The following is a 22,680-nucleotide window of genomic DNA, read 5'->3' as shown; positions in this document are numbered from 1 at the left end:
TGTGTGAAGTGATTTTAGATCTATTTTTTATTCATTTTATTTACTGATTTCGCAATTTCTCTGGCGGCAGTTATGGCACCTGCTGCTCCACTCGCGGCCGCTGCTGTCGCTGCTCGTCCAACACTTGCAACTGTACCTCCTGCTGCTTTTCCTTTACTCATAATTCCTGCTCCACCTGCAGAAACAATTGAATCTGCGATAGACGGAACCATTAAAATTCCAATTCCCGTAACGATGTAAGCAACCGCCGGAAATAATGCAGTGTACATCATTCCGCTATTTTGAACATAAACACGCAGTGTATTCATATCTGCAACGCCACCTGAATCTATTATCAAAGCATATCTATCCAATTCCATTTGGTAACCAGACATAATTAATTGCTGTCCAATATTGATAATGGTGTATGTGATAAAAGTGTAGAGATTGATATTGATGAATTTCGTCACCCAATTGCTAAATGAATTTTCAAATCCGGGTATCAAGGAAATTCCAATAGCAATCGGTCCCAAAATAATAAGTACATAACTCCATATTTTTTGAATGAAGAAAATTAAATAGGTGCAAACCCGAAGTATGGTTAAAGAAACTCCTTCAATAATTTCTGATAATGTTTTCTGAATTTTAAATTCCATTTTCATATACCATTCTTTTGCAGGTGCTAATAATTTATCTACATCGATGTCATACCAACTGTCATCTGCTTTGCCTTCCAACTTATCCAAAGTTTCCTGTTTGGCTTCTTCTTCCGCTTGTTGTTTAATAAGAATTTCTAAAATTTGGTTTTGTTTTTTAAAGCGTTCTACTCTTAAATCATTGGCGTCTTGCTCAATCTCTTGAAAAAGTGCAATTCCAGGTTCTGCGAGAGATTGTAGGGGATATTGAATCATTGAGGTAAATGCTCCCCAATACATTAAAATAAATGCAATAATGGTTGGTCGAATCATCGGGGTAACTTCCCAAGGTCTTGCTCCTTCCTGCATTTGCCAACCCAAATATCCCATGTAGCACAATGCACCAAAACCGCCAATTGCTTGTCCCAACATTACTGCTCCTGCAGATTGTGCCGCCATTGTTGTGTCTAGTTTTGTAAAGGCTTCCATAAACCATTTCTCAAAAGCGCCGTCGCCTTTTAAAAATTGCAAAAGTTTGTTATAACTTGCTGTATCATTGGTTTGACCAAATACAATTGTCGGCAGAAAAATCAACAATAGACAAATTGTGAGTGTTACATATTTATTCATCTTTTAAAATTTGTTTTTATAATCCAACATTACTTTTTGAGCAATTGCTATATCTTTTGCTTGCCAGTTCGCTTCGATCTTATATTTAGGTTTTGTAAGCAGTTTTTTATATTCCAGATAGAGCGTGTTCTTATTATCAAAGGCTCTTAATTGATTTGTAAAATTTCTCCAACCTATTAAAGTTTCATGGTACATTAGAAATCGTTTTCCGCGAGGCATATCCAAAGTCCGTGAATTTTTGTATTTATCTTTCAGCAAAGCCAACTCCTTTTCAAGGTGTGCAATTCCCCCATTTGCCAGCATATTCTGATAGGTTTTATCATCCTTCAATTGCCATTCGAAATAATTTTGAGGATTAACCGGAAATGAATTCAAAGGATTCAGCATTCGGTGATAATATAATAGCCAAAGAGGATCTGCGGAAACAGTTGCAGAACTCCAATGCGCTAAATCCTGCACATTTCGAGTGTAAAGTGTATCGACCTGAATTTTTATTTTTTCCGCCTCCTTCCTTTGAAATTCCAGTTCAACAAGCCTTTGCACTTCAAGGCCCGTTGGCTTTAACGGACGAATATCTGCACCATCTTTATAATCTCTATTTTTAGCCGGTGCAAGCCAACCCCAAACGGTAGCATAAGCAAAGTTGGTCTGAACACCCAAAGTATATTTTGGATAAGGACGAAAATCTCCCCAGGATTCAAATACCATTCTTTTGTTATGTGCAACTATCGACGGATCATTTAATCTTTTGACCTGTCCAAAACTAAAACTGCCAAGTAAGAATGCTGGAATAAATAATAACTTGTTGAAAAAATTTCTTTTCATAATTTTTTTAATTAAAAATGAAATTGTAGTTCGCTAATATGTTTTTTACTATGGCTCTATCAAGGTTTACATAAGTATTTATGGTTGGAATTTGATAGATGTAAGGTGTTTTTCTGGCATTTTTTAATCTGATCTTTATACAGATTAAATAGCCATTTACCATTTGTGCTTTCGTGGAAAGATTTTGAATCAAAACTTGCCTGTCATAAGGATCCATTAAAAAATCATTCTCTTCATGCAGAATATCATTTGTTAATTCTGATTGCATCTTCAACAATTCTTGTGTTGCACCGATATAAAATCTATTGAGAAGAATTGCATACTCTGGATGTTGGACTGTAAGCGATAACACATCATTTGCGTTAATACCGATTTGAACAAAAGTTTTCGATAAATAATAAAGTTGTTTTCCCTGTTTAATGGCTGAATTTATATTAGTGAGTTTGTCATAAATATATTCCTGAATTGCTACTACCTGCGCTATCTTCTGTTTAATTTCGTCGTAGGTTTTCTTCTGCTTTTCATAAGAATTTAAATAAGATTCATTACTGGCCAACCGCACCGCTTGATTTTTGGTCAACTGCATCAGTAGTTTGTCATTGTAAACAACAGTCTGTGCATTCAATTTTAGAAAAGTTGTGCAGACAGCGATCGAAAAAAATAAAATATTTCTCATAAAATAATTTTAAAAGTGAATGATGATTTGTTCTACGATCTGCTTATCTTTATTGATGTAATTGAGGATTACAAACTTTGTCCATTCCACTTTCTTTTTGATATCTCTAACTTTCATCAACATGAATAATGAATCTCTCCTTAAATTTGTGACTTCTCCTAATGCGTATTCCAGTAATATTTTTCTCTCCGCTTTCTCCATTTGATTTATGGCTCCATAAGAAATCACGATTCCCGAAAGTAATCTGACTACCATTTGCATATCATCCACAAATTTTATTTCTGCAGGTAACACGACCGCCAAGGAGTAAGGTGCAGTCTGGATTTCAGTAATAATCTTCGACTGGATATCCTGAATTTTCTGACTTTCCAAATAAATAGCATAGCCTGTCGGAATGGCTTGCATTGCAAAATCAACCAATCGCAATCTCTCCTGAATTTTCGTCGTTGTTTCCTTAAATTTTTCCCACTGTTTTTTGTTTACTACTTCAGTAGTTAAATTAATGTCCTGCTTGCTTTTCATTGTTTTCTGACGATCATTTTCCTCCATAGTGTGGCGGATTTCCTGATTCATCATAGGAAAAGAGACGTTTTCTTTTTGCCACGGCGGTGTAGAATTTCCTCCGGAAGAACTTAACACGACATAAACTGCAGGCAGAATAATTAAAAGAATGAGTTTCCTTTTCATAGAAGATATTTTAAGTCTAAAATCTATTTTTGTACGTCCACATAATATTTTCTACAATGCTCATATCTGTATTAATATACCCTTGAAATGGATTAATCGACTGGAACCAACCCAACCTGATTGCCCGTTCAATGTTTAGTTTTGTAGCAAGCAACCAGATTTTTAACATCGTCACATTTTGAGAAACTGAAAAAAGTAATTTATACCGATCTCCGGCAGTCGCAAGATTTAGTTCGCCCGGTTTCAATAAATCAGTAACATCTGTAGTTAATTTTATAACTTGCTCATAGGCTTTTTGCGTTGCTTTTACGCCAAATACTGAATACTGTGGCTTGTTGCTTGTCAATGTTAAGATGTCATTTGAATATTGTAAGCACCGGTCTAATTCATTATAAATGCTCACCACCTGAACTCCGTTTTTTAAAGTTCCGGAAACTTCATTCAGCCCTTTTAAAACTTTATTTTGAATATTGTTCGCCACTGCCATTTGAGTACTCACCCAAGTTTGCGCCTGCTGTAATTTCGTTTGCTGCTCAATTGTTTTCTCCTGTTGATTTTCCAGATTATCAGAATACAACTTGAGAGCGAGTGTGGTGGTAACATCGATGTATGTATTTTGCGCAAAGGCAAAACTTCCAGCCATTAACAATAATGAAATGCTAAACTTTTTCATATTCAAATTTTTTGGATTCAACGAGTTCTTTGAGATTCATTTGCCTGTCAACCAATACCTGGTCAATAATTTTTAAAATATTTTGATCGCTGTATTGCTGTTGTAGTTGTTTGTAATATTCAATCACATCTTCATTTAATGGTTGCTTGTAAAGATTAACCAGCCCCACCATATTTTCCATTTTATCATCAAGGATTGTAAAATCTTTTACAAATAATTGAAGCGCTTTATCATAATTTTCACAGTGTTCTGCGTAATATTCAATGGCGATTTTTTCGGGCTTTTCTGTGGTGTACGTAAGATATTGTTCGAGTGAAACTTCATTTCCATAGACTTCTCCTTTGGATCCGCGCTTGATATAAAATTCTTTGAAGCGACTTCTTCCAAATTTGTTATTCAGATTATTAATGGTGAATATTTTATTCTGTTCGACCTTATTTAAAGAAAGCAATGAAGCGATTTTATCGAAATTATCCTTGAATTTTGTCTGATCCAGTAGAATGAATGTATCAGAATTATTAATGATAGAATCCTTCACCACTGTGTTTCCAATGATATCATCCAACTCCTGCGTTACCACCACTGCTTCTCCCCAGAATTTTCTTACCGTTTTATAGAGATAAAGAATATATCCACCCATTAGTTTTGAAGCAATTGCTTTCCAGGCTTCTTCAATAATTAAGGCTTTCCTTCTGTCTTTCCGTAATCTCATTTTTTGAATGAAAGTGTCCATGATAATGAGCGTAACGATTGGAAATAACTTCGGATTATCTTTTACGTTATCAATCTCAAAAACAATAAAAGGCTCATCAAACAAAGTATTGTCTGCATTTTCATTAAGTGTTGTTCCATATCTTCCACCTTTATAAAAATCCTTTAAAACAAAGAGAAACGTTCGCAGTTTGAATTCACTCTCATCAATTTTATGCTTTTTATTATTCAAATAAATCGGTAAAAACTGATCGCAGTAATCATAAAAACTATTGAATGATAATTCTGGAACAGTTAATTTCTCTTCCAGTTCTGTAATTCTTTTTATCAATGCATTTCTAATTGCATGTTGCCATTCATCACTATTTTCAGGACGTTTGATAATGCTTTTTGTCTTTGTAATAATGAGTTGTGTTTCATCATAGATCTTCCTTCTTTCTGCATCATTTAAAGTTTCGTAGGCTTCAAAAACTTGATAAAATTTAGAAGGATCATAATCCGGATTACTTACGTTTTTATCGGGATGATGTAATGAAATTAATTTTCTTCCCTGATCTCTAATGTCAGTTGCCGTAGCATTAAAAGCAATTTCTAAAACATCATAATAATTCTGATTTTCCTTTAAATCTTGTTCATATTCAGCAACAATGTCCTCTTCATGAATATTATATTTTCGCAGGTACTGAAATAATTCTTCTGAAGTTTTGTTCTCAAACCAATCAGTTCCTCCATTGAAAAACTGATGATAATAAGACATCAAAACATTATCTAAAATGGATTTTTGTGTAGAACTCATCGTAGAATCTGCACCTTGCCAAATGAGAAAAACAAGATTGGTTAAAAATTCAATTTTTTCAATATTGAACTCGTTTTTGTCCATTAGAAATGGATTCATCGTGATTGGCTTTTCTTCCGTGTATTGAATATACCTTCCACCTTTATACGCGCAAAGTCCGGAATAGGAATCACCTGTATCAACAATAATTACATCATAATTGTAAGTGAGGTATTGCTCCACGATATTATTCATCAAGAAAGATTTACCAGAACCGGATGGACCAAGTACAAACTTATTTCTGTTATTTATTCTGCCGGTTTTCATTGGTAAATCTGAAGGATCTATCTTTAATGGAACACCCTGTCGATCGGTAAATCGCAGGTAGAAATTAGAATCTTCGTTCACCGGGTAACTTTCTTTAAAAAAAAAACACAAGGCCGCTTCGCTTGTCGTTGTAAAAAGATCGTATGTTTTTAATTCCACCGCATTGCCCGGAATACAACATCGAAATAGTTCCAACTGGTTGTAGGAATTTTGCGAAACGATTATTCCCTTCATGAACAATTTGTTTTCAATTAACGATTGGATTTCTTCCATTTTTTCCAAAGAATCTGTGGAGTAGCACATTGAAAAATGCGCATCTACAATCAGTTGACCGTCCATAGCGATATTATGCAGCAGGTCATCAATTTCTTCTGCTACAATAGCATTGGAAGGGGAATTATTTGCAACTCCTTCGTGCTTCTTTTTCTTCTTTTCCAGTTCCCTCTGTTTAGAAGATTGCTGTGGAATAGAAATTATTTGATTGTAAATGATAGTCTTGTAATCATCCAGTTCATTGATAAAAGAAAAATTATCTACTGCAGTTTCAGACGCAGATCCATTACCACCTAAAAAGGAATAAGTTTCAATTTCAGAAGGAAGTTCTATCCTTTCTACATCTACAAAACTGATTGTTTTTACGAACTTATCTCCAATAATCAAATGCTCACTGGTGGCTTTGATATTGTTAAATGAAGGCGTTTTGGAAAAGTTCATTGAGAGAACTCCATTGATGTAATACTCTAAATCTTTCTCCTTTAAAAATTGAGGATCACATTCGTTTTGAGAGAGAAGCATGAATATTTTCAGACATTTATCGCGCAAAACTTTGTAAGATTTTGCAGAATATTTGTAGGTATTTTTCTTTGTGTTTTGATCTACAATATCCGTGAAAAGTAAAAGCGTGTCTATGGTTTTAAATAATCTTCCGTCGAAATGTTCTGAATATTTATGTTGTAGAAATTCGGTAGATTTTTCAGCAACATAAGTTTGTTTACTGAAAATATCAATCTTTTGAACAATATGATTTTCGCCAATAATTGCAACAACCTGATTCAAAATAGTATGAAATTGAAGATAGGCATCTGGATCCGCAGAATATTGTTCAACGTTATTTTTGATCTGAATTCCAATAATTGGATTTCCAAACTGACCGATAAGTGCATCAAAATTCCATTTGTTGTCTTTCCCGTAGTCGTAACCGATAAAAGGAATTTCAAATGTCTTTTTCTTTAAGTTCATATTTTATTTTTTAGATAAAAGTTTTGCATTTTTGAATTTGGCAGGCAGGATGTGCAATTCTTCTTCGTTTTTAGTCTTGTTGTAAAGTCCTTTAGAATCCTGTGTTTTATAACTCAAAAAAACTCCGGCTCCTCCGATTGCCGCTCCGATGATCATTCCTAACAGTCCGAATATTGAAGAAAGTATTGCTACGAGAACCAGTCCACCTACTGCCGATCCCATTGCGTAGTAGATGTATTTATCTTTCAATCCGAAGAAAATAAGGGGTTTTTTAAGCCCCTTATATAGAAAGTAGCCCACTAGAAAATGGCAGCGATAAATGTCGGAACCAACAATAAGAAAATACAGGCACCACCCCAACCAACAATCTCTTTGTTGATGTCCTGATCACCGTTTGTCCATTTGTTGTAAATTCTGATTCCACCCACCGTTCCTACAATAGCACCAATTGCGTAAATCAGTAATCCAAGATCATTGATGTATCCTGAAATGGTTGTTGCTGCAGCACCTAACGCCGCACTACCTCCTGATTGCGCAAATGTTGCACTGATTGAAAACAGTACAATAAAGGCTGTTAAACTTTTTTTCATCATGTTGTGTTTTTTTGAATTTCGATTCATTTTGTTTAAAATATATAAGGTTTAATAAGTGTTATTTTTGAATTGCTCTGTTTTGAAAAACTTTGCGACCATCTTCATGCTCAATCGTTTGTACAATGGTTTCTGCCTGATTAAACATTTCTCTGAATTGTGCATTATCCACTTTTCGAGGGACCTGAATATTGGCTGCTTCTAATGATTTATCTGTATTGTCATTGTGATCATCTGCATCCTCATCTTCAGTGTCACCTTGGTCATTGGAATATTCTTCAATTATTTTTTCGGAAGCAATTTCCTCTTCTTCATTTGCTAAAATTTCAGATTCGAAAGAATCAATATTTTGTTCAGACTCAAATCTTTGCCGCCAAACTTCAATGTCTTCTCTGTCTTCTGACAGATCATTGCTGCTCGGAAACTCCCTTTTGGTAAATGACTTTGGAGTGTTCAAATTTTCTACATCTTCAATCCCTACCGTGGTAACATCATCTCTGTTCTGCTCTTCAAATTCAGCCAAAGAAAAAACATCGCTTTCCTCCGTAACCAAAGTAGATTCCTTTTTTATGAAGAGATCATAAACGATATTTCCTATGTAGTACAGGATGTAAAGCGCAATTAGAATGATTAAAAATTTTGTCATAAATAATAGTTTCTCTAAAAGGTAATAGTGTAGAACTGGGTTAAATATTGGTATCCAGGTTTTCATTAATACAGGTTATTATTTCGTTAAAGGAATTTTTAACTGCATATTTCTGCTCGTAAGTCAATTTTCTGGTGTCGATTGTTTGCAGACAGTTTCTTTTAAAAACAGGGCTTTTTATTAATGTTCCATATTTTTTTATTTCAGCATCCATTCCTTCCTGATTCAGATATTTGTAGCCCTTATCGTATTTCGAGCGGATAAAAATTCGTTCTGACTGACTTTCCAGTATTCCTAAAAAATTGACAAACACTAAAGTTGATTTTGCAGACACATCTGAATACTCAAATGGAATGATGATAAAGTCACTGTAAATTAACAGATCACTGTACTTTGCATCTAGCGTTCCTGCCAAATCAAACAGGTTGATATCGTCGTTATCTTTCAAATCCAGAATTGTTTCAAAATCTGAAAATGGCTGCTCGACTTCTTCTCCGATAGTTTCCACATCATATAATTTCGGCAAATCCAATTCTTCGTCTTCTTTCCATTTCTGGTAAAATGATTTCTGATAATCAAAATCGAAAACATTGATATTCCGTTCAGAGATTGCCGAAATATAATTCGCAAAAGCAATAGCGAGGGTTGTTTTTCCGGTTCCTCCTTTTTGGGTTGCAAAAGTGATTATCATCTATTTTCGTTTTTTTCTTCTCTTTTTCAATTCATTTTCTCCGGGATCTTTTGCTGTTCCTGAAATTTTCATCAATTCAAAAAACATTTCATCAACCGCTTTCATAACTTTTCCCGCAACTTCCTTTTGAGGATTTAAAAAATTCTGATACTCCTTTTCTCCAATTAAATTTTGCAGTTTCCCTATGAAATGATGTTCCTGACTGATTGCGTAAAACTTACCGTTTTCACTTTTCACAATGGAAACTGTTTGCTTATCATTCCTATTACTTAAACTATTTCTAACATGATGTTTTACTTCTTTCTGAATTTTTCGATAGGTTTCGAGATCTTTATTTTTTTTATTCTCGAAAAGCATGAATTTCTGCAGTTTGATTTCTGGTTTAGTTTTCCGCAAAAATTTTAAAAGCACTGATTTTGATTCTTCGTCTGGAATGTGATAATCTTTCAAAATTTCAAATAATTGTTTATCAATTTTCTCATTGGTAAACTCGAATAGTTCATTCATTTTTAAAACCTCGCTTCCTTTGTAAATTCTTCCCGATTTGTGATCAATTAAGGTGTATCCAAAAGGTTGAAAATTATCTTTTTGATGAAACACGATGTCTATCCCAAAAAGGGTTCGCATTTTTTCCTGCAATTCACTTTCAAACTCTACTTTTACTTTAGTTTTATCCTGTTCACTTTTATCCTGATTTTCTGGTATCACAGATTTTTGCTTTCTGCTATCTTCAACTTTAAATACTTTATTTGAATGAATTGCTTTGTATTTAATTAAAATTGCTTTTATCTGATTCTTCCTGCTGTCATTTTTATTAGTCTCAAAATCTATTTGCTCACTGTTTATTGTTCTTTGCTTCACTCCATTTTTCAGAATATCAAAAGCCTTTTCATCCAGTTTATTTTTAATCATTACAAAGCCATTTCTCTCCAGCAATAGTTTTAATTGATTAATGGTGCTGACTTTATATTTCAATAAATTTTCAAGTTCTTCATCAGGTTTTATGTTGTACAGTTTTTCAAGTGTTTTAATTAATGCTTCCTGTGATTTTAATTTTTCAAAACTATCATTGATCTTTTTCGCAGTTGTCTTATCAACTCTTGTTGAAACGATGTGGACGTGATTGTTATCTGTGTCATTATGAAAGACGACTGTGAAAGGCTGATCTCCGTAACCCATTTCTCTCATAAAGTTCTCCGCGATTTCTGTTAATTCTTCTTTAGAGTGCTCCTGAAACTTTGTAGAAATCATCGCATGAAATTGCGGCTTAATGATCTTTTTGTTTACTATTGAAATCGCTCTCAAATAATCTCTCACCTGTTGCTTATCACTTGACTCATTAATGAAAGAAGGAAAGTTTTTCATCAGCATTAATTCTCCTTTTCCGCTATTTATTTTCTTATCGTGGTAATTCACTCCGGGAAAACTTGCACCTGCTGCCGGCATCATCTTCACGATCATTTTGCCAGCATTGCGTAAATTTTCACAAAAACAGCATTTTGTTTTTCTTTCAATTTTACAACTTCAAGCAATTGATCTGAAAATCTTTTCAATTCTAAATCGCTGACGTGTTTTTGGCCATTTACGATCCTTGCAACTTGATTAATATTGGTTTCAATTTTAACAAATAGATTATCCTGTTTTTCAATGAACTTTAATATTATTCTTCTCTCGTTGTCCAGTATTTTTCCTTCTACAGAATTAATGATTAGACTTGTTAATGAAATATTTCTCGCATTACAGAATTTCTTCCATTCTTCTTTTTTAAATTTTTCTATTCTTAATTTTATTAAATGTTCCTTAATCATTTTCCTCTGTCAAAAATCAAAATCATCATTTGTGTTTGTATCTGAATTATTCACGTTAAGGCAGGTACGGTTTTATCCAGTTCGAAAAGCCTTGTACTTCTCCATACGTGTAGTAGGAGGTGGACATTTGATTTAAAGAAGAAACAGGAATTTGTAAACCGTAATTTTCTAAAAGTGCCGGAAAAAATTGAGTTGAATTTTCTGTGTGTAGCAAAACGATTTGATTTGGAATATATCCGATATCGCTGAAAATGTCCGCAATCCCGATAAATGCATTATTCAAAATCGGTGCTGAATCTGAAGATCGAAAAATTTGAAAGTAAACGTTAACTATTCCATGAACTTTCCTAAAAGTTACCGCACCTTTCAAACCTGCAAAGTTTTTGGTGCCGATTGAATAATATTTAGAAGCGGTAAAATATGCGTTGGTGTTTCCGTAATAATTAACTGGTGCAGACCAGGTTGAAGTTGAAGTTAATCCCGAAGTACTGGTCGGATCAAAAGATAGTACAATCCTGTATTCAATTGGTTGAACTTCCTTGGAGTAAGTTTGCCATAAATTTCCATCAAAATAATAGGGCCCGGCTTCACTAACATTTATCACTTGACCGGTCAGATTATTGGCTGGAGAAGTTGCAAAAACAATCGCGCCCTTTTTCGCAGAGGAATAGAATTTTGCTGAAAGTTGATCACCTGTTACTCTGGGTGGAATTATTCCATCATAGTGATTAGAGTCATTTGGTTTTCCAACAACATCCAGAGTTGTTTCAGGTGTTGTAGTATTAATCCCGACTTGTGCCCGAAGTGATAATGTAAGTAGACATAAAAAGAAATAAAGTATTTTACCCATCTATTTGATTTATAATTTCAGGGCAAAATTGAGGAATCAATGTATGCGAAGCAACACTGCATCAATGCTTTGGGCTAAAAACTATTAATCTGGATTCAAAACAGAAAAAAAAAGTCTAAAAAAGTGTAATTTGGGTTATTCTGGACTCTAAACCTTATTCCCAATGTAAAAAAACGAGTTCCGAAGTTTTTTCCCCTTTTGCAAAAAGGCAAGATTCGTCTTTGTAACCCAACTTGAAAAGTTGTGGGTACAAAGACACATCTTGCTATCAAAACTCCCGCATTTTAGGAGAGGTCTGAAAACAAAATTTTAGAATTAGTAAAAGATTGAATTTTAGTTGAATACAGTAATATTGCTTTTGAAAAAGAAAAGAATTGTACTTGGTATTCATTAACGCAGGTAATGTGTCTACTTGTATTCAATTTACGCAAGTGCTGTATTTGTTTTACGCAGGTGCAGAAGATAACCTGCATTCATTTAACGCAGGTTGCTGCATCTTTTTTACGCAGGTTAAAAATAATCTGGATTTAAATTACGCAGGTTTGCCGGAATAATTTTAAGGTTGAAGAAATTAACCTGCTATTATTTTACGCAGGCTAGTGTAATTTTTGAGCATGATAAGAAAATATTCTATATTTATTTTACGCACATTGTTGTATCTAATTTACGCAGGTAAAATGACTGTAATTGCTGAAATAAAATATATACTACTATTGTTATGACTTATCCATTTGAAAAACCGGTGACGCCTTTGTGCAGATTAAATGGGTAAAATAGGATTTTACTTTCGTTTTCGGATCGATAAAGATTTCACTTTTCCATTTAATTGATAGTTCCCAGATGTCCCACTTTCTAATTTTGGTATAATATGGGTCAAAATCTGGACAGAAAACTTCAAAGTTTTGACCTTCTTTATCATCTACAAATTGAATAATTATGGATGATGCTGCATCATCCCTTTTCGGGATTGCTGATTCTATTATTTTGGCGTGAAGTTTCATGCACAAATATAGATAGGTTTTGTAGCAGTAATAAAATTATTTTGCTATAATTTGGGACAATATTTTAAATGTATTAATTTCAAAGAGTTTACAAATTCCATGTTCTTATAAAGTTATCAAGTGTTTTTCTCCCCGGTTTGTAATTTTTCAAATTTTCTGAAATATAAATATTATAATCTCCTTTTCCAGGTTCGCAATCACTTCTTGTAATATATAGCCCAAAATCCAACCTTATTTTTTTAGAAATTATTGGGAACATTATTTCTGGTAATTTTGACTTCCCAAACTTATTATAATGTTGCTTAAAATATTTTAACCAACACAGAATACTCACAAATTCATCTTCGGTAAATTCTGAATTCGTTTCATCAACAAATCTGATATCTTCAGGAAGTCTATTTTGAATTTCTTTTATTTGAGTTAATTTCGTCATTTTAATAATTTATTTTAGTAACGAGTTTTCTATATTGTTGTTTGATGTAAAATCTAAACAGTAACAATTACCCCCGTTATTAATTGCAAAACCAAATATAATTTCAATATTTTCGAAATTCCATTTTCTTATAATTTCGTCAGTAGATTTCTTTTCGTCAATTGAATAAAGTCCAGAATTATTATTATCGATTCCAAACAAATTTATTAATTTTTTGACTAAAACTTCTGCTTCTCTAATCATTACAGAATTTGCGTTATTATGCCTTTGACAATAGATTTTTGTGGAATTTTGGGTCACACTAATTCTATTAAAGTAATTAAAAAACTTATGCAAGTTTTTTAAGATTTCTGTATCTTCAAAATTTATATTCAAATTTTTTCTCAAAATCACACTGTTTGTCAGTTCGTATTCCAAAGTTTTAAAAAATCGATGAATATCATTTTCTTCTTGTTGAATAAATTTAGTTTTACTATTTAAAAATTCTTTTATCGTTAAAATACGTGTTTTTATATTAAAAAACTGATAACAGATGTACGCTTTCGCAATTAAACCTTTGTCATCAGTAATTAAAAAATCCGAAAACGAAGCATACCAAGCGTGATTTGCATCTGTACTGATACTCCCTAAAGATTGACTTTTTCTCAAAGGCTTATCTCTTGTGACATTATGCAATTCCAATGAATTAAAAAACATAATAAACTTGTCATAATCATTGTAATGATCTACCGCGTTAAAAAGATCTCCCATCATTTCTGTGAAACTTTTTCCACCAAAATTTTCTTTGAATTTCGCGTCAAACTGATTTCGCCATTTTTCAAAACTGTATTTATCGCTATTGACAAATTCTTCCATCATTTTCTTCAGAGCAATTACTTCAGTTTTATCTGTCAGTAATTTATTTCCAAATTTAAAAAGATTATTAATCATCGAACCCATAGTTTGATCTTGACTTACTGGCAAAAAGCGTTCGGCATATTCCTTTTCTTTGTCAGATAAATTTGGATCAAAAAAATTTGGGGCTGGTTGATCCAATAATGCTTGGAACGTTTTTTTTGCAACTTTTAATAACTCATCCTCATCATTATCACCCTCCTCTAATAATTGAAACATTGTGTCCAATATATTATTGTTAGGATTTATAACATTATTATAAATTTTGAAATCAGTATCAAAGAAGGATTTTGTAGGTTCTGCCAGAAGGCATTCAGTAGTTCTTTTTATGCCATCATAATTAAAGTAATGATCTTTAACGTAATTTTCCAGTAATTTTAAATCATGATTCCAAAAAGATTCATCTGAATTTGATAGATCTTCGTGATGAGCGTGTGAATAAGTAAAAATCATGATATCCTTCAAGTCATCCATCAATGATTTGAGTTCTGGATTGAAATTTCTATTAGACTCGTTTAGTAGGGAATAAACATTTTTATCGCAGTAAATTCTTATCATAAAAAATCAGTTGACTTTAATTATCTATTTATAAATACCAATTTCTTCGATTTTAAAAAGGTCATAAATAAAAGGTACACCATGCCAAGGACCATTACCAAAACTTGGATTTCTTCTAGATTGCTTTTCATTATTTGCTTTGTAATCGATTAGAATTTCCTTGAAAGACTCTATACTATCTACATCAAAAACAATCTTTAACTTTTCAAAATATTTTTTTGAAACTAGTTTGCTAAAAAAAGTATTGGATAATTCCTCACCTTTATAAATATAAGTAACTGGAAACCATTTTTTGTATGACAAAACATCATTATTATTTAACTCATCAATATAATGTAACAAAAGATCTGCTTGAATAAATAGTTGTTTATTTAGTTTATCCGAAAGGTTACTAATCATTAGTTCCGCAGAACCACTAATTTTATTAAATTCCTGTTTATAGTACTCATTCAATATTTCAGGGTGTTCCCGAATTTCTATAAATTTTTGCGCTTTAATTTCTCTAATATTACTGTTCTGATAAAAATACGGTGAGTGTAAAAATTCTGCTAAAGCATTATAATTTTGATTCTTTAAGCATATTGCAACTACATAAATAAAAAGTTCATGAAAAATAAATTTGTAGTGCTGGTATTCTGCCGTTGACCAACTTCTCAAATTTACATCCTGTGGCCTATTATAGACATCCTTTTCTTCGAATAAAGATTTTACAATATCCACGTCAAAATTATATTCAGTTTTAGTTATGATTTGAAGGAATTGAATAAAATCTTCACGTAAATTCCTGTATTCATGTATCTTATCCACTGACTTCTTGCCGGCATCCAAAAATGTAATTCCATTTTCCAAATTTAACCTGAATTCAAACAAATTACTTTTAAAATCATCAATAAATTCTTGTGCTAAACTGTTAATTCTATTAGGATTTTTAGACAATTGATTTTCCAATGACCTTACAAGGAAAGAAGTATTGCTATTCACTATTGATTGATCATCTGTAATATAGGAAGGTTTATTTCCTAATTTCGGTTTAACAATCTGTGGCGCATCATAAATGTTTCGAACCAAATTCTCATAAGTTTCTTCAAAATATTCTTCTTTTGAAAAATCGAAATATAATCTGTTTTGTAAAAATATCGGCAAATAAACATTATCACTTTCATCTCGCTCTACAACTAACGGTAAAAATTTTTCTTGTTTACCATCCTTATAAATTGAAGGTGTTATAATTTGAGTTTCTATTCCAACTCCACCATCTCTATTATCTGCTTTTTTACTATATTTCTCATCAGATATAATTAAGACTCGATCATATAGATCTTTTTTAACCATTGTTTCCATAAAAAAAGTAATGTCGTGTCCTTCTTTCGCACTCCACCTATCTAATGTTACATCGATGCCATCATTAATTAATCGTGTACCTAAATTTTGCACCCAATCTTGGTGAGCTTTATCTCCCCAACTGTATGAAATAAAAACTTTTTTTAAATCCATCTTTATATTTTAAATTAATCCTCATACAAACCATCCCAATACATCTGCAGAAGCCCGATATCTTTAGCAGCAAATTAATCCTTCATCAACTGAATTTTACATGCGTCATTTGGGAGATTGTTTCATATGCAACCTTTTGTCGTTCACTATTGGGACTTTTGAATTCCGCTTCTACATCGGTCATATAAAATGTATTTTCATAAGTCAGTCCTTCGGCTATCACTAAAATATTTTCTATTTTGGAGTCCATCATATCCTCCTGTTTTGGACTGAAATCTGCGTCGTCAATTTCTCGTGCTTCTTCCTCTATAACAATTTCTACAAGAAGCTGTACGTTTTCATAATCGATGTTCATAATAATTTAGGCTAATTATATTATCTCATGTCGATAGCATTCCTTTTCTCCACATAGATTCTGCTATACAATTTATGAAGTTCCTCAGATTTATCTAATCCAAATTGATTTATCTCAAACATCTCTTCTTCAGATAAGTGATGAAATGGTAACATAAAACAGTAGCAAGGCATAAATTTGTAAAACTGCTCTAAACATCTGTCATAGAATTGATGTAATGTTTGTGCATCTACTACTTTTGTAGAAAAGTTTCTGATATTCGCTTCTGTATTTATTGCTAATACTTTGATTTCTTGAATGAAGTCTTCTTTTGTTTTCATCGTATGTATTATAACTGTTCACTTAAACTCCCCGCCATCAATTTCGCCTGCTCCAAAACCGTCTCCGTTGCTTTCACTTCCAAATCTGGTGGATAACCGTGCTTCCGGAGGATTTTCTTCACAGCAATTCTCATCTTGGCTTGTACATTTTCACGAACTGTCCAGTCAATACTGGAGTTGCTTCTGATGGTATCTACCAATTCTCTGGCAATGTGCCGCAGAATATCGTCTCCCAAGATGGAAACTGCACTGTCATTCACTTCCAAAGCGGAGTAAAAAGCAAACTCTCTAAAATCTAAACCCAAATCTTCTCCTCTTCTATCTGCCTCTTTAATATCTTTTGCAAGATTGATTAATTCCTGAATAACTTCTGCCGACGAAATCAGATTATTTTGGTATTTACGGACGGCGTTTTCTATCATTTCTGAAAACTTTTTCGATTGTACCATATTTGTTTTCTGTCGCGTTTTCACTTCATCATTCAGCAACTTTTTCAGCAGTTCAAAAGCGAGGTTTTTGTGTTTCATTCCTTTCACTTCTGCCAAAAACTCATCTGACAAAATTGAAATATCCGGCTTCTTAATACCGGCGGCATCAAAAATATCAATCACTTCCTCTGCCACTACAGCGTCAGATAAAATCTGTTTTATAGCGGTTTCTATTTCTTCGTCACTTTTCGCTTTTCCACTTTGGGTGACTTTTACAATTCTTGATTTGATCGCCTGGAACAATCCAACTTCATCACGAATATCAATTGTAAATGGATGCGGTACTGAAATTGCGAAGGATTTACTTAACGCGGTTACCGCATTTGTATACCGTGCTTTTCCATCTTCTAATCCCAAAATATAGTTCGCTGCTTTTATCGGAAAGTATAATTTTTCCTTGTGTGTCATCGTAAAGAATGACTGATAATCAAATCCTTTAAATTCTGATTTATCTACAGGTTGTTCCGAAAACATCTGCGCCACAATCTCATATTTGGTCATCATTACAGAAGCGGCTTCTTCCTGGTCAAATGCAGGTTTCCCTTTTCCGCCGCTTTCTACATAAACTGAAAGTGCTTTTTTCAAATCTGTGGCAATCCCAATATAATCAACCACCAATCCACCTTCTTTATCTTTGTAAACCCGATTAACCCTTGCGATTGCCTGCATCAGATTATGACCTTTCATGGGTTTATCCACATATAGAGTGTGCAAACTCGGTGCATCGAACCCGGTAAGCCACATATCGCGAACTATAGCAATTTTCAGACTGTCATTTTCATCTTTCAACCGCTCACCTAATGCTTTTCTTTTCTTCTTGTTTCTTACATGAGGTTGAAAGTCCAGCGGATCGGAGGACGAACCTGTCATAACGACTTTTATTACGCCTTCTGCATCATCATCGCTGTGCCAATCCGGTTTAATTTTAATTATTTCTGCATACAGTTCCACCGCAATTCTTCGGCTCATACAGACAATCATCGCTTTACCTTCTAAAATTTCGTTTCGCGCTTCGAAATGTTTTACAATATCGCTGGCAATCAGTTTTAGTCGGTCGGGATTTCCAACAATAGCTTCCAGTCTTGCCCATTTTGCTTTTTTGTTTTCAATGTCATCACTTATACCTTCCTCCCTTTCTCCATAATCCGACATTTCTTCGGCAACCAAATTAAGTTGCTCGTCAATTTTATATTTGTGTTCTTCTTTTAAGATAATTTTTGCTAATCTGTTTTCATAAAAAATTCTTACCGTTGCGCCATCTTCTACTGCTTGCTGAATATCATAAACATCGATATAATCACCAAACACGGCCTGCGTATTTTTATCCGTGTTTTCTATTGGAGTTCCTGTAAACCCAATGAAAGAAGCGTTAGGCAACGCATCTCGCATATGTTTGGCAAAACCGTCAATAAAATCGTACTGACTTCTGTGCGCTTCATCTGCAATCACCACAATGTTTCTGCGGTCTGATAATTCGTCGAAATCTCCCTTTATATTTTTGAATTTACCGTTTCCTAAATCGATTTTCTGTTCGATTTCCGGTAGAAATTTTTGGATCGTGGTAAAAACAATTCCTCCCGAAGAAACAGACAATATCTTTTTCAGATGGTCTCTGTTTTCCGCCTGCACAGGGGTCTGTCTCAAAATATCCTGACTCATGGAAAAAGTATCGAACAGCTGATCATCCAAATCATTTCTATCCGTCAAGATCACCAAGGTTGGATTATTTAAAGCTAAAACCAATTTTCCTGCGTAAAATGCCATCGACAAACTTTTGCCACTTCCCTGCGTGTGCCAAATAACACCCGCTCTTTGATCACCATTTTCTGCAGTTGCTTTTATGGTCGCGGTTACCGCCTTGTTTACCGCAAAATATTGATGATAGCGCGGAACGATCTTCGTTAAGAATTCTTTGTTTTGGTGAAAAATTGTAAAATGGCGGATCAAATCTAAAATCACCGTTTTATTCAGCATACCTTTCACCATTACTTCCATTTGCGGAATATGCTCGTCAGCAATTAATTCCCCGTCAATTGATTTCCACGGAACGAAAAACTGCTTGGGAGAAGTAAGCGAACCGTACAAAGCATCCCAACCGTCTGATGCAATGAGTAAGGCATTGTACTGAAATAAACTCGGAATGGTTTTTTTATAGGTTTGCAACTGGTTGAAAGCCGCATTTACATCTGCGTTCTCATCTGCCGCATTTTTAAGCTCAATTACTATTAATGGCAAACCGTTTACGAACAGAATCACATCAGGTCTTTTGTTGACGTTTCCTTCGATTACGGTAAATTGATTGACGACTAAAAATTCATTGTTTAATGGATTTTCATAATCAACCAACCAAACTTTGTCACCGGCAATTCTATTTTCTTTGCGGTATTCTATATCAACACCATCGGTTAGGTATTGGTGGAACTGGTAATTATTCTGAAATAATTCCGGGCTGTCCGAACGCAAAACTTTTTTCAGGGCTTCTTCCCGAGCTTCGTAAGGAATGGTAGGGTTTATTTTTGCAATGGCTTCCTGCAAGCGGTTTTTTAAGACGACTTCGTTATATTCTCTTTCCTGATAAAGCCCTTCCGGTGAAATTTCTACCCCATTAATATATTCATAGCCAATATCTACAAATTCCTGAATGATAACCTGCTCTATGTGATCTTCGGATATAACTGCTGCCATAAAATTTATTTAAAGGTCAATTTTTCAAACTCAACTTTTGTTTTTAATTTTTGAGCCACCACATCATTGTATGCGATTTTACCCAATCGCTGCAATTGTGAAATTAAAACACTGGTGTGAATCTTATTTTCTTTACTGAATTGCAAAATTGCATTTCTGGTGCTGAGTTCGGAATTTTCTATTTTCGCCCGTACTGCATCTTTGATGAGCATTCTAGATGCAAACTCATCCGCTTCTTTTTCTTTTCCCAAATCCGGTGAAATCTCCTCTAAACCATCTAAAAATATGTCTGACTTGTTGTGGTAGCGAATGTGCGCCAATTCGTGATAAAACGAAAACCAAAAAGCATTGTAATCTTTCTTCCGGTCGGTCAGTTGAATGAGAGGAACGGTTTTATTCTTGATCCAACGTGCAGCCCCATAAATTGGTGCTTTGGAAAGACATGGAGAATACACGACGCCCACACCAAAAGAAGCACAAACTTTCTGAATTTCTTCAAGCCAGTTTTCCGGTTGGTTGTAGGCAATGTCCTGCAGCAGCGGTAAAGAATCTGTTAATAATTTTTTATCAAAAGCCGCCAAACTAATTCGTTCGGCTTGCAGTTCGCCAATTCTTAACCACGCCGAAATGGCTTTTGGATCTGTGGTGTGTTTCAGTTCTATTTTAAAAGCGAGCGATTCTTCTGTGTAAATGCGGGACCAGTCATTGGGTGAAGCCACACGGAAAAATTTTAACAGATGTTCTGCGATTTCTGCCTTCACCGAAGTTTCGGGAAGCAGGTTCATTGATTTTAACGCAGTGATTGGGAAACCGGAGATCCAGTCTTTGCAGTTTTCCAGAAACTCCATTTGCTCTATCCGCATCAATTCTTCCTGGTATTGTCTTTCAAGATTTAGCCAAAAACTCGCAGGAATCCCAAGAACATATTCCAGTTTCGCGGCGGTATCTTTGGTGATGGGCGCTTTTCCTTTGATGAGTTCATTGAGTTTTGGGATTGATCTTCCCAAGCGCTCCGCCAATTCTGCCTGCGACATCCCGATGAAATCTATATTTTCCTGTATAGATGCTCCGGGTGCGCTTAAAAGTGATTTTTTTAGTTCCAGTGTTTTCATTGCTTGGCTGATTAATGAGGATCTTCTACAGATTCTATCTTTATAATTTCGATGGTTTTTAGATCTACTCCGCCATTTTCTAAAATGGGAATAGGATCTTGATCTATGGTGAAAAGAATTCTCCAGTTTTGATGAATATCTACAGACCAAATTCCCTTGTTACCCTGATGTGAATGCAAACGTAAGACAGGAATTTTAGCAATAACCGATAAATTATCTGCAGCTTTCAGCTCATCGTATCTTTGTTTAATCTTCTTCGCCAACTCGCCGTAGGTTTTCACCAAAAGCCGGTCGTCTGTAAAAGAGTTTTCTAATTTGTTACTTTTGAATCTTATCTCCACTGCAAATTTATGTTTTTATTTACTTATTAGGTTAATGATTTTTAAAATTTACAAATCTTTAACGTTTAGCTCACCGGAAATTAGTTTGGGAAGAAGTGTGTCGCGGAGGGTTGAGAGTTCTTGATTCTCCAATAAATTATTGCGCATAACTTCAAATGTTGCATTTGCTTGATTTATATATTGGTGGAGAATGGTACTATCTGGAATAATACAATTAATCTGCTTAAAATTTGTTTTAGAAATCTCTAAGAAAGTTGATCCATTCGCCCTTTCAATTACTAAGTGCATATTGACTTTCAGCCAGTATAAAATAAAAATATTAGAAAATTCTTTTTTTCCATTTATCGCAATATATCCTTGATTGATTGCAGTTTCTATTTCAGTAATTGCCAAGTAACCGATGGGTGCTCGGGAAGAAAGCAGTAATGTTCCTTTCGGCAATAATCCTGAACTAATTTTTTTTAAACCTTTTGCAGTTATCTTCTTATCGGTATCAATTAGCAAAGGGAATTCTAAATTTGATAAGTCACGCGGACTTGTCCAGTGATAAATTCCGTCCCAGAAAGAAGCATCTTTTGTACTCGGCGTTGTACCACCTTTCACTTCTAAAATATCGTCGAGAATTCCAATTTCCCAATCTTTCGGAATCATTCCCAGTTCACTTTCTACCATTTCTCCTCCGGAAGATTGGTAAGGCTCGCCGTTTTCGTTTGGAAATTCAAAATCAATAAACCATTGTTTAAAAAGAGTTTGTGCGAGTTTTTCTAATTCTTTGTTGATGTTATTGTTGAGTTCAATTTTATCATCTAATGAAGAGAGAACTTCAGTAATAATCGAGGCCGACTCAAAATCAGGAATTGGAATTGGAATTCGCAGTAAGTTTTCTTTATTCAATTTAGGCTGTACCGCTCCAGTTAAATAAGGGCTGACATTTAAATTCTTAAAAAAGTAAGATATCCAATTGTTTAAAAATTTATCTTTTCCCTGAATAATATGTGCATGATTATTAACCCAAAATTTGCCTTGCGCTCTAAATGCAATTGGTGTTTTTCGTGATCTTAGATTTTCACCATCTTCTGAGATTAAAATATAATCGCCATCAAAAATGTAATCATCAATATAATCAACAATTCCCGATGCACCATAATATGGATATTTACCTTGCCTTTTTGAACGAACAATTGAACTTAAAGGAATTCTTTTATTATTATAGATATCTGCAATTTCGTCTAATTTATATTCTTTCCACTCGCTCAT

General features: G+C 34.0%; 24 protein-coding genes. 1 reads left to right on the top strand and 23 read right to left on the bottom strand.

Going from position 1 to position 22,680, the window contains the following annotated elements:
• Positions 1 to 20 precede the first annotated feature (20 nt).
• The 13 genes from EIB73_RS12270 to EIB73_RS12210 are packed head-to-tail and all read right to left on the bottom strand — an operon-like array spanning position 21 to position 11,742.
• Positions 21 to 1,244, bottom strand: a complete 1,224-nt coding sequence (locus EIB73_RS12270) for a hypothetical protein (protein WP_125025551.1) — start codon at positions 1,242 to 1,244, stop codon at positions 21 to 23.
• Between the two features lie 3 nt (positions 1,245 to 1,247).
• Positions 1,248 to 2,069, bottom strand: a complete 822-nt coding sequence (locus EIB73_RS12265) for a hypothetical protein (RefSeq protein WP_185144618.1) — start codon at positions 2,067 to 2,069, stop codon at positions 1,248 to 1,250.
• Positions 2,070 to 2,076: 7 nt separating this feature from the next.
• A complete protein-coding gene (locus EIB73_RS12260; protein ID WP_125025550.1) occupies positions 2,077 to 2,745 on the bottom strand; it encodes a hypothetical protein in 669 nt (222 codons plus the stop codon).
• 9 nt (positions 2,746 to 2,754) lie between these two features.
• On the bottom strand, positions 2,755 to 3,432 hold the full coding sequence (locus EIB73_RS12255; protein WP_125025549.1) for a hypothetical protein: 678 nt from the start codon (positions 3,430 to 3,432) through the stop codon (positions 2,755 to 2,757).
• A 16-nt stretch (positions 3,433 to 3,448) separates the two neighbouring features.
• A complete protein-coding gene (locus EIB73_RS12250; protein ID WP_125025548.1) occupies positions 3,449 to 4,105 on the bottom strand; it encodes a hypothetical protein in 657 nt (218 codons plus the stop codon).
• The gene (locus EIB73_RS12245; RefSeq protein ID WP_125025547.1) at positions 4,092 to 7,157 is read right to left on the bottom strand and encodes a TraG family conjugative transposon ATPase; all 3,066 of its coding nucleotides are present in this window, start codon (positions 7,155 to 7,157) and stop codon (positions 4,092 to 4,094) included. Before EIB73_RS12245 ends, EIB73_RS12250 begins: the two co-directional genes overlap by 14 nt.
• A gap of 3 nt (positions 7,158 to 7,160) precedes the next feature.
• A complete protein-coding gene (locus tag EIB73_RS12240; RefSeq protein ID WP_125025546.1) occupies positions 7,161 to 7,457 on the bottom strand; it encodes a DUF4133 domain-containing protein in 297 nt (98 codons plus the stop codon).
• On the bottom strand, positions 7,457 to 7,750 hold the full coding sequence (locus EIB73_RS12235) for a DUF4134 family protein (protein WP_317132665.1): 294 nt from the start codon (positions 7,748 to 7,750) through the stop codon (positions 7,457 to 7,459). Before EIB73_RS12235 ends, EIB73_RS12240 begins: the two co-directional genes overlap by 1 nt.
• Positions 7,751 to 7,808: 58 nt before the next feature.
• Complete coding sequence (locus EIB73_RS12230) at positions 7,809 to 8,393, bottom strand: hypothetical protein (protein WP_125025544.1); 585 nt, start codon at positions 8,391 to 8,393, stop codon at positions 7,809 to 7,811.
• A gap of 40 nt (positions 8,394 to 8,433) precedes the next feature.
• Positions 8,434 to 9,084 carry a ParA family protein gene (locus tag EIB73_RS12225; protein ID WP_125025543.1) on the bottom strand — a complete coding sequence of 217 codons (651 nt, stop codon included), beginning with the start codon at positions 9,082 to 9,084 and terminating at the stop codon, positions 8,434 to 8,436.
• On the bottom strand, positions 9,085 to 10,545 hold the full coding sequence (locus EIB73_RS12220) for a relaxase/mobilization nuclease domain-containing protein (RefSeq protein ID WP_125025542.1): 1,461 nt from the start codon (positions 10,543 to 10,545) through the stop codon (positions 9,085 to 9,087). It lies immediately after the preceding gene.
• Positions 10,542 to 10,892 carry a hypothetical protein gene (locus EIB73_RS12215; protein ID WP_125025541.1) on the bottom strand — a complete coding sequence of 117 codons (351 nt, stop codon included), beginning with the start codon at positions 10,890 to 10,892 and terminating at the stop codon, positions 10,542 to 10,544. Before EIB73_RS12215 ends, EIB73_RS12220 begins: the two co-directional genes overlap by 4 nt.
• Before the next feature lie 55 nt (positions 10,893 to 10,947).
• Entirely contained in the window at positions 10,948 to 11,742 is a 795-nt protein-coding gene (locus tag EIB73_RS12210; protein ID WP_125025540.1) for a hypothetical protein, read from the bottom strand.
• 431 nt (positions 11,743 to 12,173) lie between these two features.
• Between EIB73_RS12210 and EIB73_RS15295 the strand changes: the two genes are divergently transcribed.
• Entirely contained in the window at positions 12,174 to 12,296 is a 123-nt protein-coding gene (locus EIB73_RS15295) for a hypothetical protein (protein WP_262706699.1), read from the top strand.
• Positions 12,297 to 12,458: 162 nt separating this feature from the next.
• Here EIB73_RS15295 and EIB73_RS12205 read toward each other — a convergent pair whose 3' ends face one another.
• The 10 genes from EIB73_RS12205 to EIB73_RS12160 form a co-directional block, all read right to left on the bottom strand.
• Complete coding sequence (locus tag EIB73_RS12205) at positions 12,459 to 12,743, bottom strand: hypothetical protein (protein WP_125025539.1); 285 nt, start codon at positions 12,741 to 12,743, stop codon at positions 12,459 to 12,461.
• 88 nt (positions 12,744 to 12,831) lie between these two features.
• Positions 12,832 to 13,176 (bottom strand): hypothetical protein, encoded by a 345-nt coding sequence (locus EIB73_RS12200; RefSeq protein ID WP_125025538.1) that lies wholly within the window; start codon positions 13,174 to 13,176, stop codon positions 12,832 to 12,834.
• 9 nt (positions 13,177 to 13,185) lie between these two features.
• Positions 13,186 to 14,628, bottom strand: a complete 1,443-nt coding sequence (locus tag EIB73_RS12195) for a hypothetical protein (RefSeq protein WP_125025537.1) — start codon at positions 14,626 to 14,628, stop codon at positions 13,186 to 13,188.
• 24 nt (positions 14,629 to 14,652) lie between these two features.
• Positions 14,653 to 16,122: a toll/interleukin-1 receptor domain-containing protein gene (locus EIB73_RS12190; RefSeq protein WP_125025536.1), complete on the bottom strand. Its 1,470-nt coding sequence runs from the start codon at positions 16,120 to 16,122 to the stop codon at positions 14,653 to 14,655.
• Positions 16,123 to 16,207: 85 nt separating this feature from the next.
• Positions 16,208 to 16,477 carry a hypothetical protein gene (locus EIB73_RS12185; protein WP_125025535.1) on the bottom strand — a complete coding sequence of 90 codons (270 nt, stop codon included), beginning with the start codon at positions 16,475 to 16,477 and terminating at the stop codon, positions 16,208 to 16,210.
• A 20-nt stretch (positions 16,478 to 16,497) separates the two neighbouring features.
• Positions 16,498 to 16,797, bottom strand: coding sequence for a hypothetical protein (locus EIB73_RS12180; protein ID WP_125025534.1), 300 nt, complete (start codon positions 16,795 to 16,797; stop codon positions 16,498 to 16,500).
• A gap of 8 nt (positions 16,798 to 16,805) precedes the next feature.
• Complete coding sequence (locus EIB73_RS12175) at positions 16,806 to 19,970, bottom strand: type I restriction endonuclease subunit R (protein WP_125025533.1); 3,165 nt, start codon at positions 19,968 to 19,970, stop codon at positions 16,806 to 16,808.
• Positions 19,971 to 19,975: 5 nt separating this feature from the next.
• Complete coding sequence (locus tag EIB73_RS12170) at positions 19,976 to 21,082, bottom strand: helix-turn-helix domain-containing protein (protein ID WP_125025532.1); 1,107 nt, start codon at positions 21,080 to 21,082, stop codon at positions 19,976 to 19,978.
• Between the two features lie 11 nt (positions 21,083 to 21,093).
• On the bottom strand, positions 21,094 to 21,423 hold the full coding sequence (locus EIB73_RS12165) for a type II toxin-antitoxin system RelE/ParE family toxin (protein WP_125025531.1): 330 nt from the start codon (positions 21,421 to 21,423) through the stop codon (positions 21,094 to 21,096).
• Between the two features lie 48 nt (positions 21,424 to 21,471).
• The gene (locus EIB73_RS12160; protein ID WP_125025530.1) at positions 21,472 to 22,680 is read right to left on the bottom strand and encodes a restriction endonuclease subunit S; all 1,209 of its coding nucleotides are present in this window, start codon (positions 22,678 to 22,680) and stop codon (positions 21,472 to 21,474) included.

This window comes from Kaistella carnis (assembly GCF_003860585.1).
Taxonomy (GTDB): domain Bacteria; phylum Bacteroidota; class Bacteroidia; order Flavobacteriales; family Weeksellaceae; genus Kaistella; species Kaistella carnis.
This window is presented reverse-complemented; position numbering and strand designations above follow the sequence as displayed.

Excerpts from the sequence above, each read along its gene's own strand:
- EIB73_RS12195 (WP_125025537.1), bottom strand. The coding sequence starts at position 14,628 with ATGATAAGAATTTACTGCGATAAAAATGTTTATTCCCTACTAAACGAG.
- EIB73_RS12260 (WP_125025550.1), bottom strand. The coding sequence starts at position 2,745 with ATGAGAAATATTTTATTTTTTTCGATCGCTGTCTGCACAACTTTTCTA.
- EIB73_RS12270 (WP_125025551.1), bottom strand. The coding sequence starts at position 1,244 with ATGAATAAATATGTAACACTCACAATTTGTCTATTGTTGATTTTTCTG.
- EIB73_RS12170 (WP_125025532.1), bottom strand. The coding sequence starts at position 21,082 with ATGAAAACACTGGAACTAAAAAAATCACTTTTAAGCGCACCCGGAGCA.
- EIB73_RS12220 (WP_125025542.1), bottom strand. The coding sequence starts at position 10,545 with ATGATCGTGAAGATGATGCCGGCAGCAGGTGCAAGTTTTCCCGGAGTG.
- EIB73_RS12180 (WP_125025534.1), bottom strand. The coding sequence starts at position 16,797 with ATGAAAACAAAAGAAGACTTCATTCAAGAAATCAAAGTATTAGCAATA.
- EIB73_RS12160 (WP_125025530.1), bottom strand. The coding sequence starts at position 22,680 with ATGAGCGAGTGGAAAGAATATAAATTAGACGAAATTGCAGATATCTAT.
- EIB73_RS12245 (WP_125025547.1), bottom strand. The coding sequence starts at position 7,157 with ATGAACTTAAAGAAAAAGACATTTGAAATTCCTTTTATCGGTTACGAC.
- EIB73_RS12205 (WP_125025539.1), bottom strand. The coding sequence starts at position 12,743 with ATGAAACTTCACGCCAAAATAATAGAATCAGCAATCCCGAAAAGGGAT.
- EIB73_RS12225 (WP_125025543.1), bottom strand. The coding sequence starts at position 9,084 with ATGATAATCACTTTTGCAACCCAAAAAGGAGGAACCGGAAAAACAACC.
- EIB73_RS12210 (WP_125025540.1), bottom strand. The coding sequence starts at position 11,742 with ATGGGTAAAATACTTTATTTCTTTTTATGTCTACTTACATTATCACTT.
- EIB73_RS12250 (WP_125025548.1), bottom strand. The coding sequence starts at position 4,105 with ATGAAAAAGTTTAGCATTTCATTATTGTTAATGGCTGGAAGTTTTGCC.
- EIB73_RS12190 (WP_125025536.1), bottom strand. The coding sequence starts at position 16,122 with ATGGATTTAAAAAAAGTTTTTATTTCATACAGTTGGGGAGATAAAGCT.
- EIB73_RS12175 (WP_125025533.1), bottom strand. The coding sequence starts at position 19,970 with ATGGCAGCAGTTATATCCGAAGATCACATAGAGCAGGTTATCATTCAG.
- EIB73_RS12215 (WP_125025541.1), bottom strand. The coding sequence starts at position 10,892 with ATGATTAAGGAACATTTAATAAAATTAAGAATAGAAAAATTTAAAAAA.
- EIB73_RS12235 (WP_317132665.1), bottom strand. The coding sequence starts at position 7,750 with ATGATGAAAAAAAGTTTAACAGCCTTTATTGTACTGTTTTCAATCAGT.
- EIB73_RS12185 (WP_125025535.1), bottom strand. The coding sequence starts at position 16,477 with ATGAACATCGATTATGAAAACGTACAGCTTCTTGTAGAAATTGTTATA.
- EIB73_RS12265 (WP_185144618.1), bottom strand. The coding sequence starts at position 2,069 with ATGAAAAGAAATTTTTTCAACAAGTTATTATTTATTCCAGCATTCTTA.
- EIB73_RS12230 (WP_125025544.1), bottom strand. The coding sequence starts at position 8,393 with ATGACAAAATTTTTAATCATTCTAATTGCGCTTTACATCCTGTACTAC.
- EIB73_RS12255 (WP_125025549.1), bottom strand. The coding sequence starts at position 3,432 with ATGAAAAGGAAACTCATTCTTTTAATTATTCTGCCTGCAGTTTATGTC.
- EIB73_RS12200 (WP_125025538.1), bottom strand. The coding sequence starts at position 13,176 with ATGACGAAATTAACTCAAATAAAAGAAATTCAAAATAGACTTCCTGAA.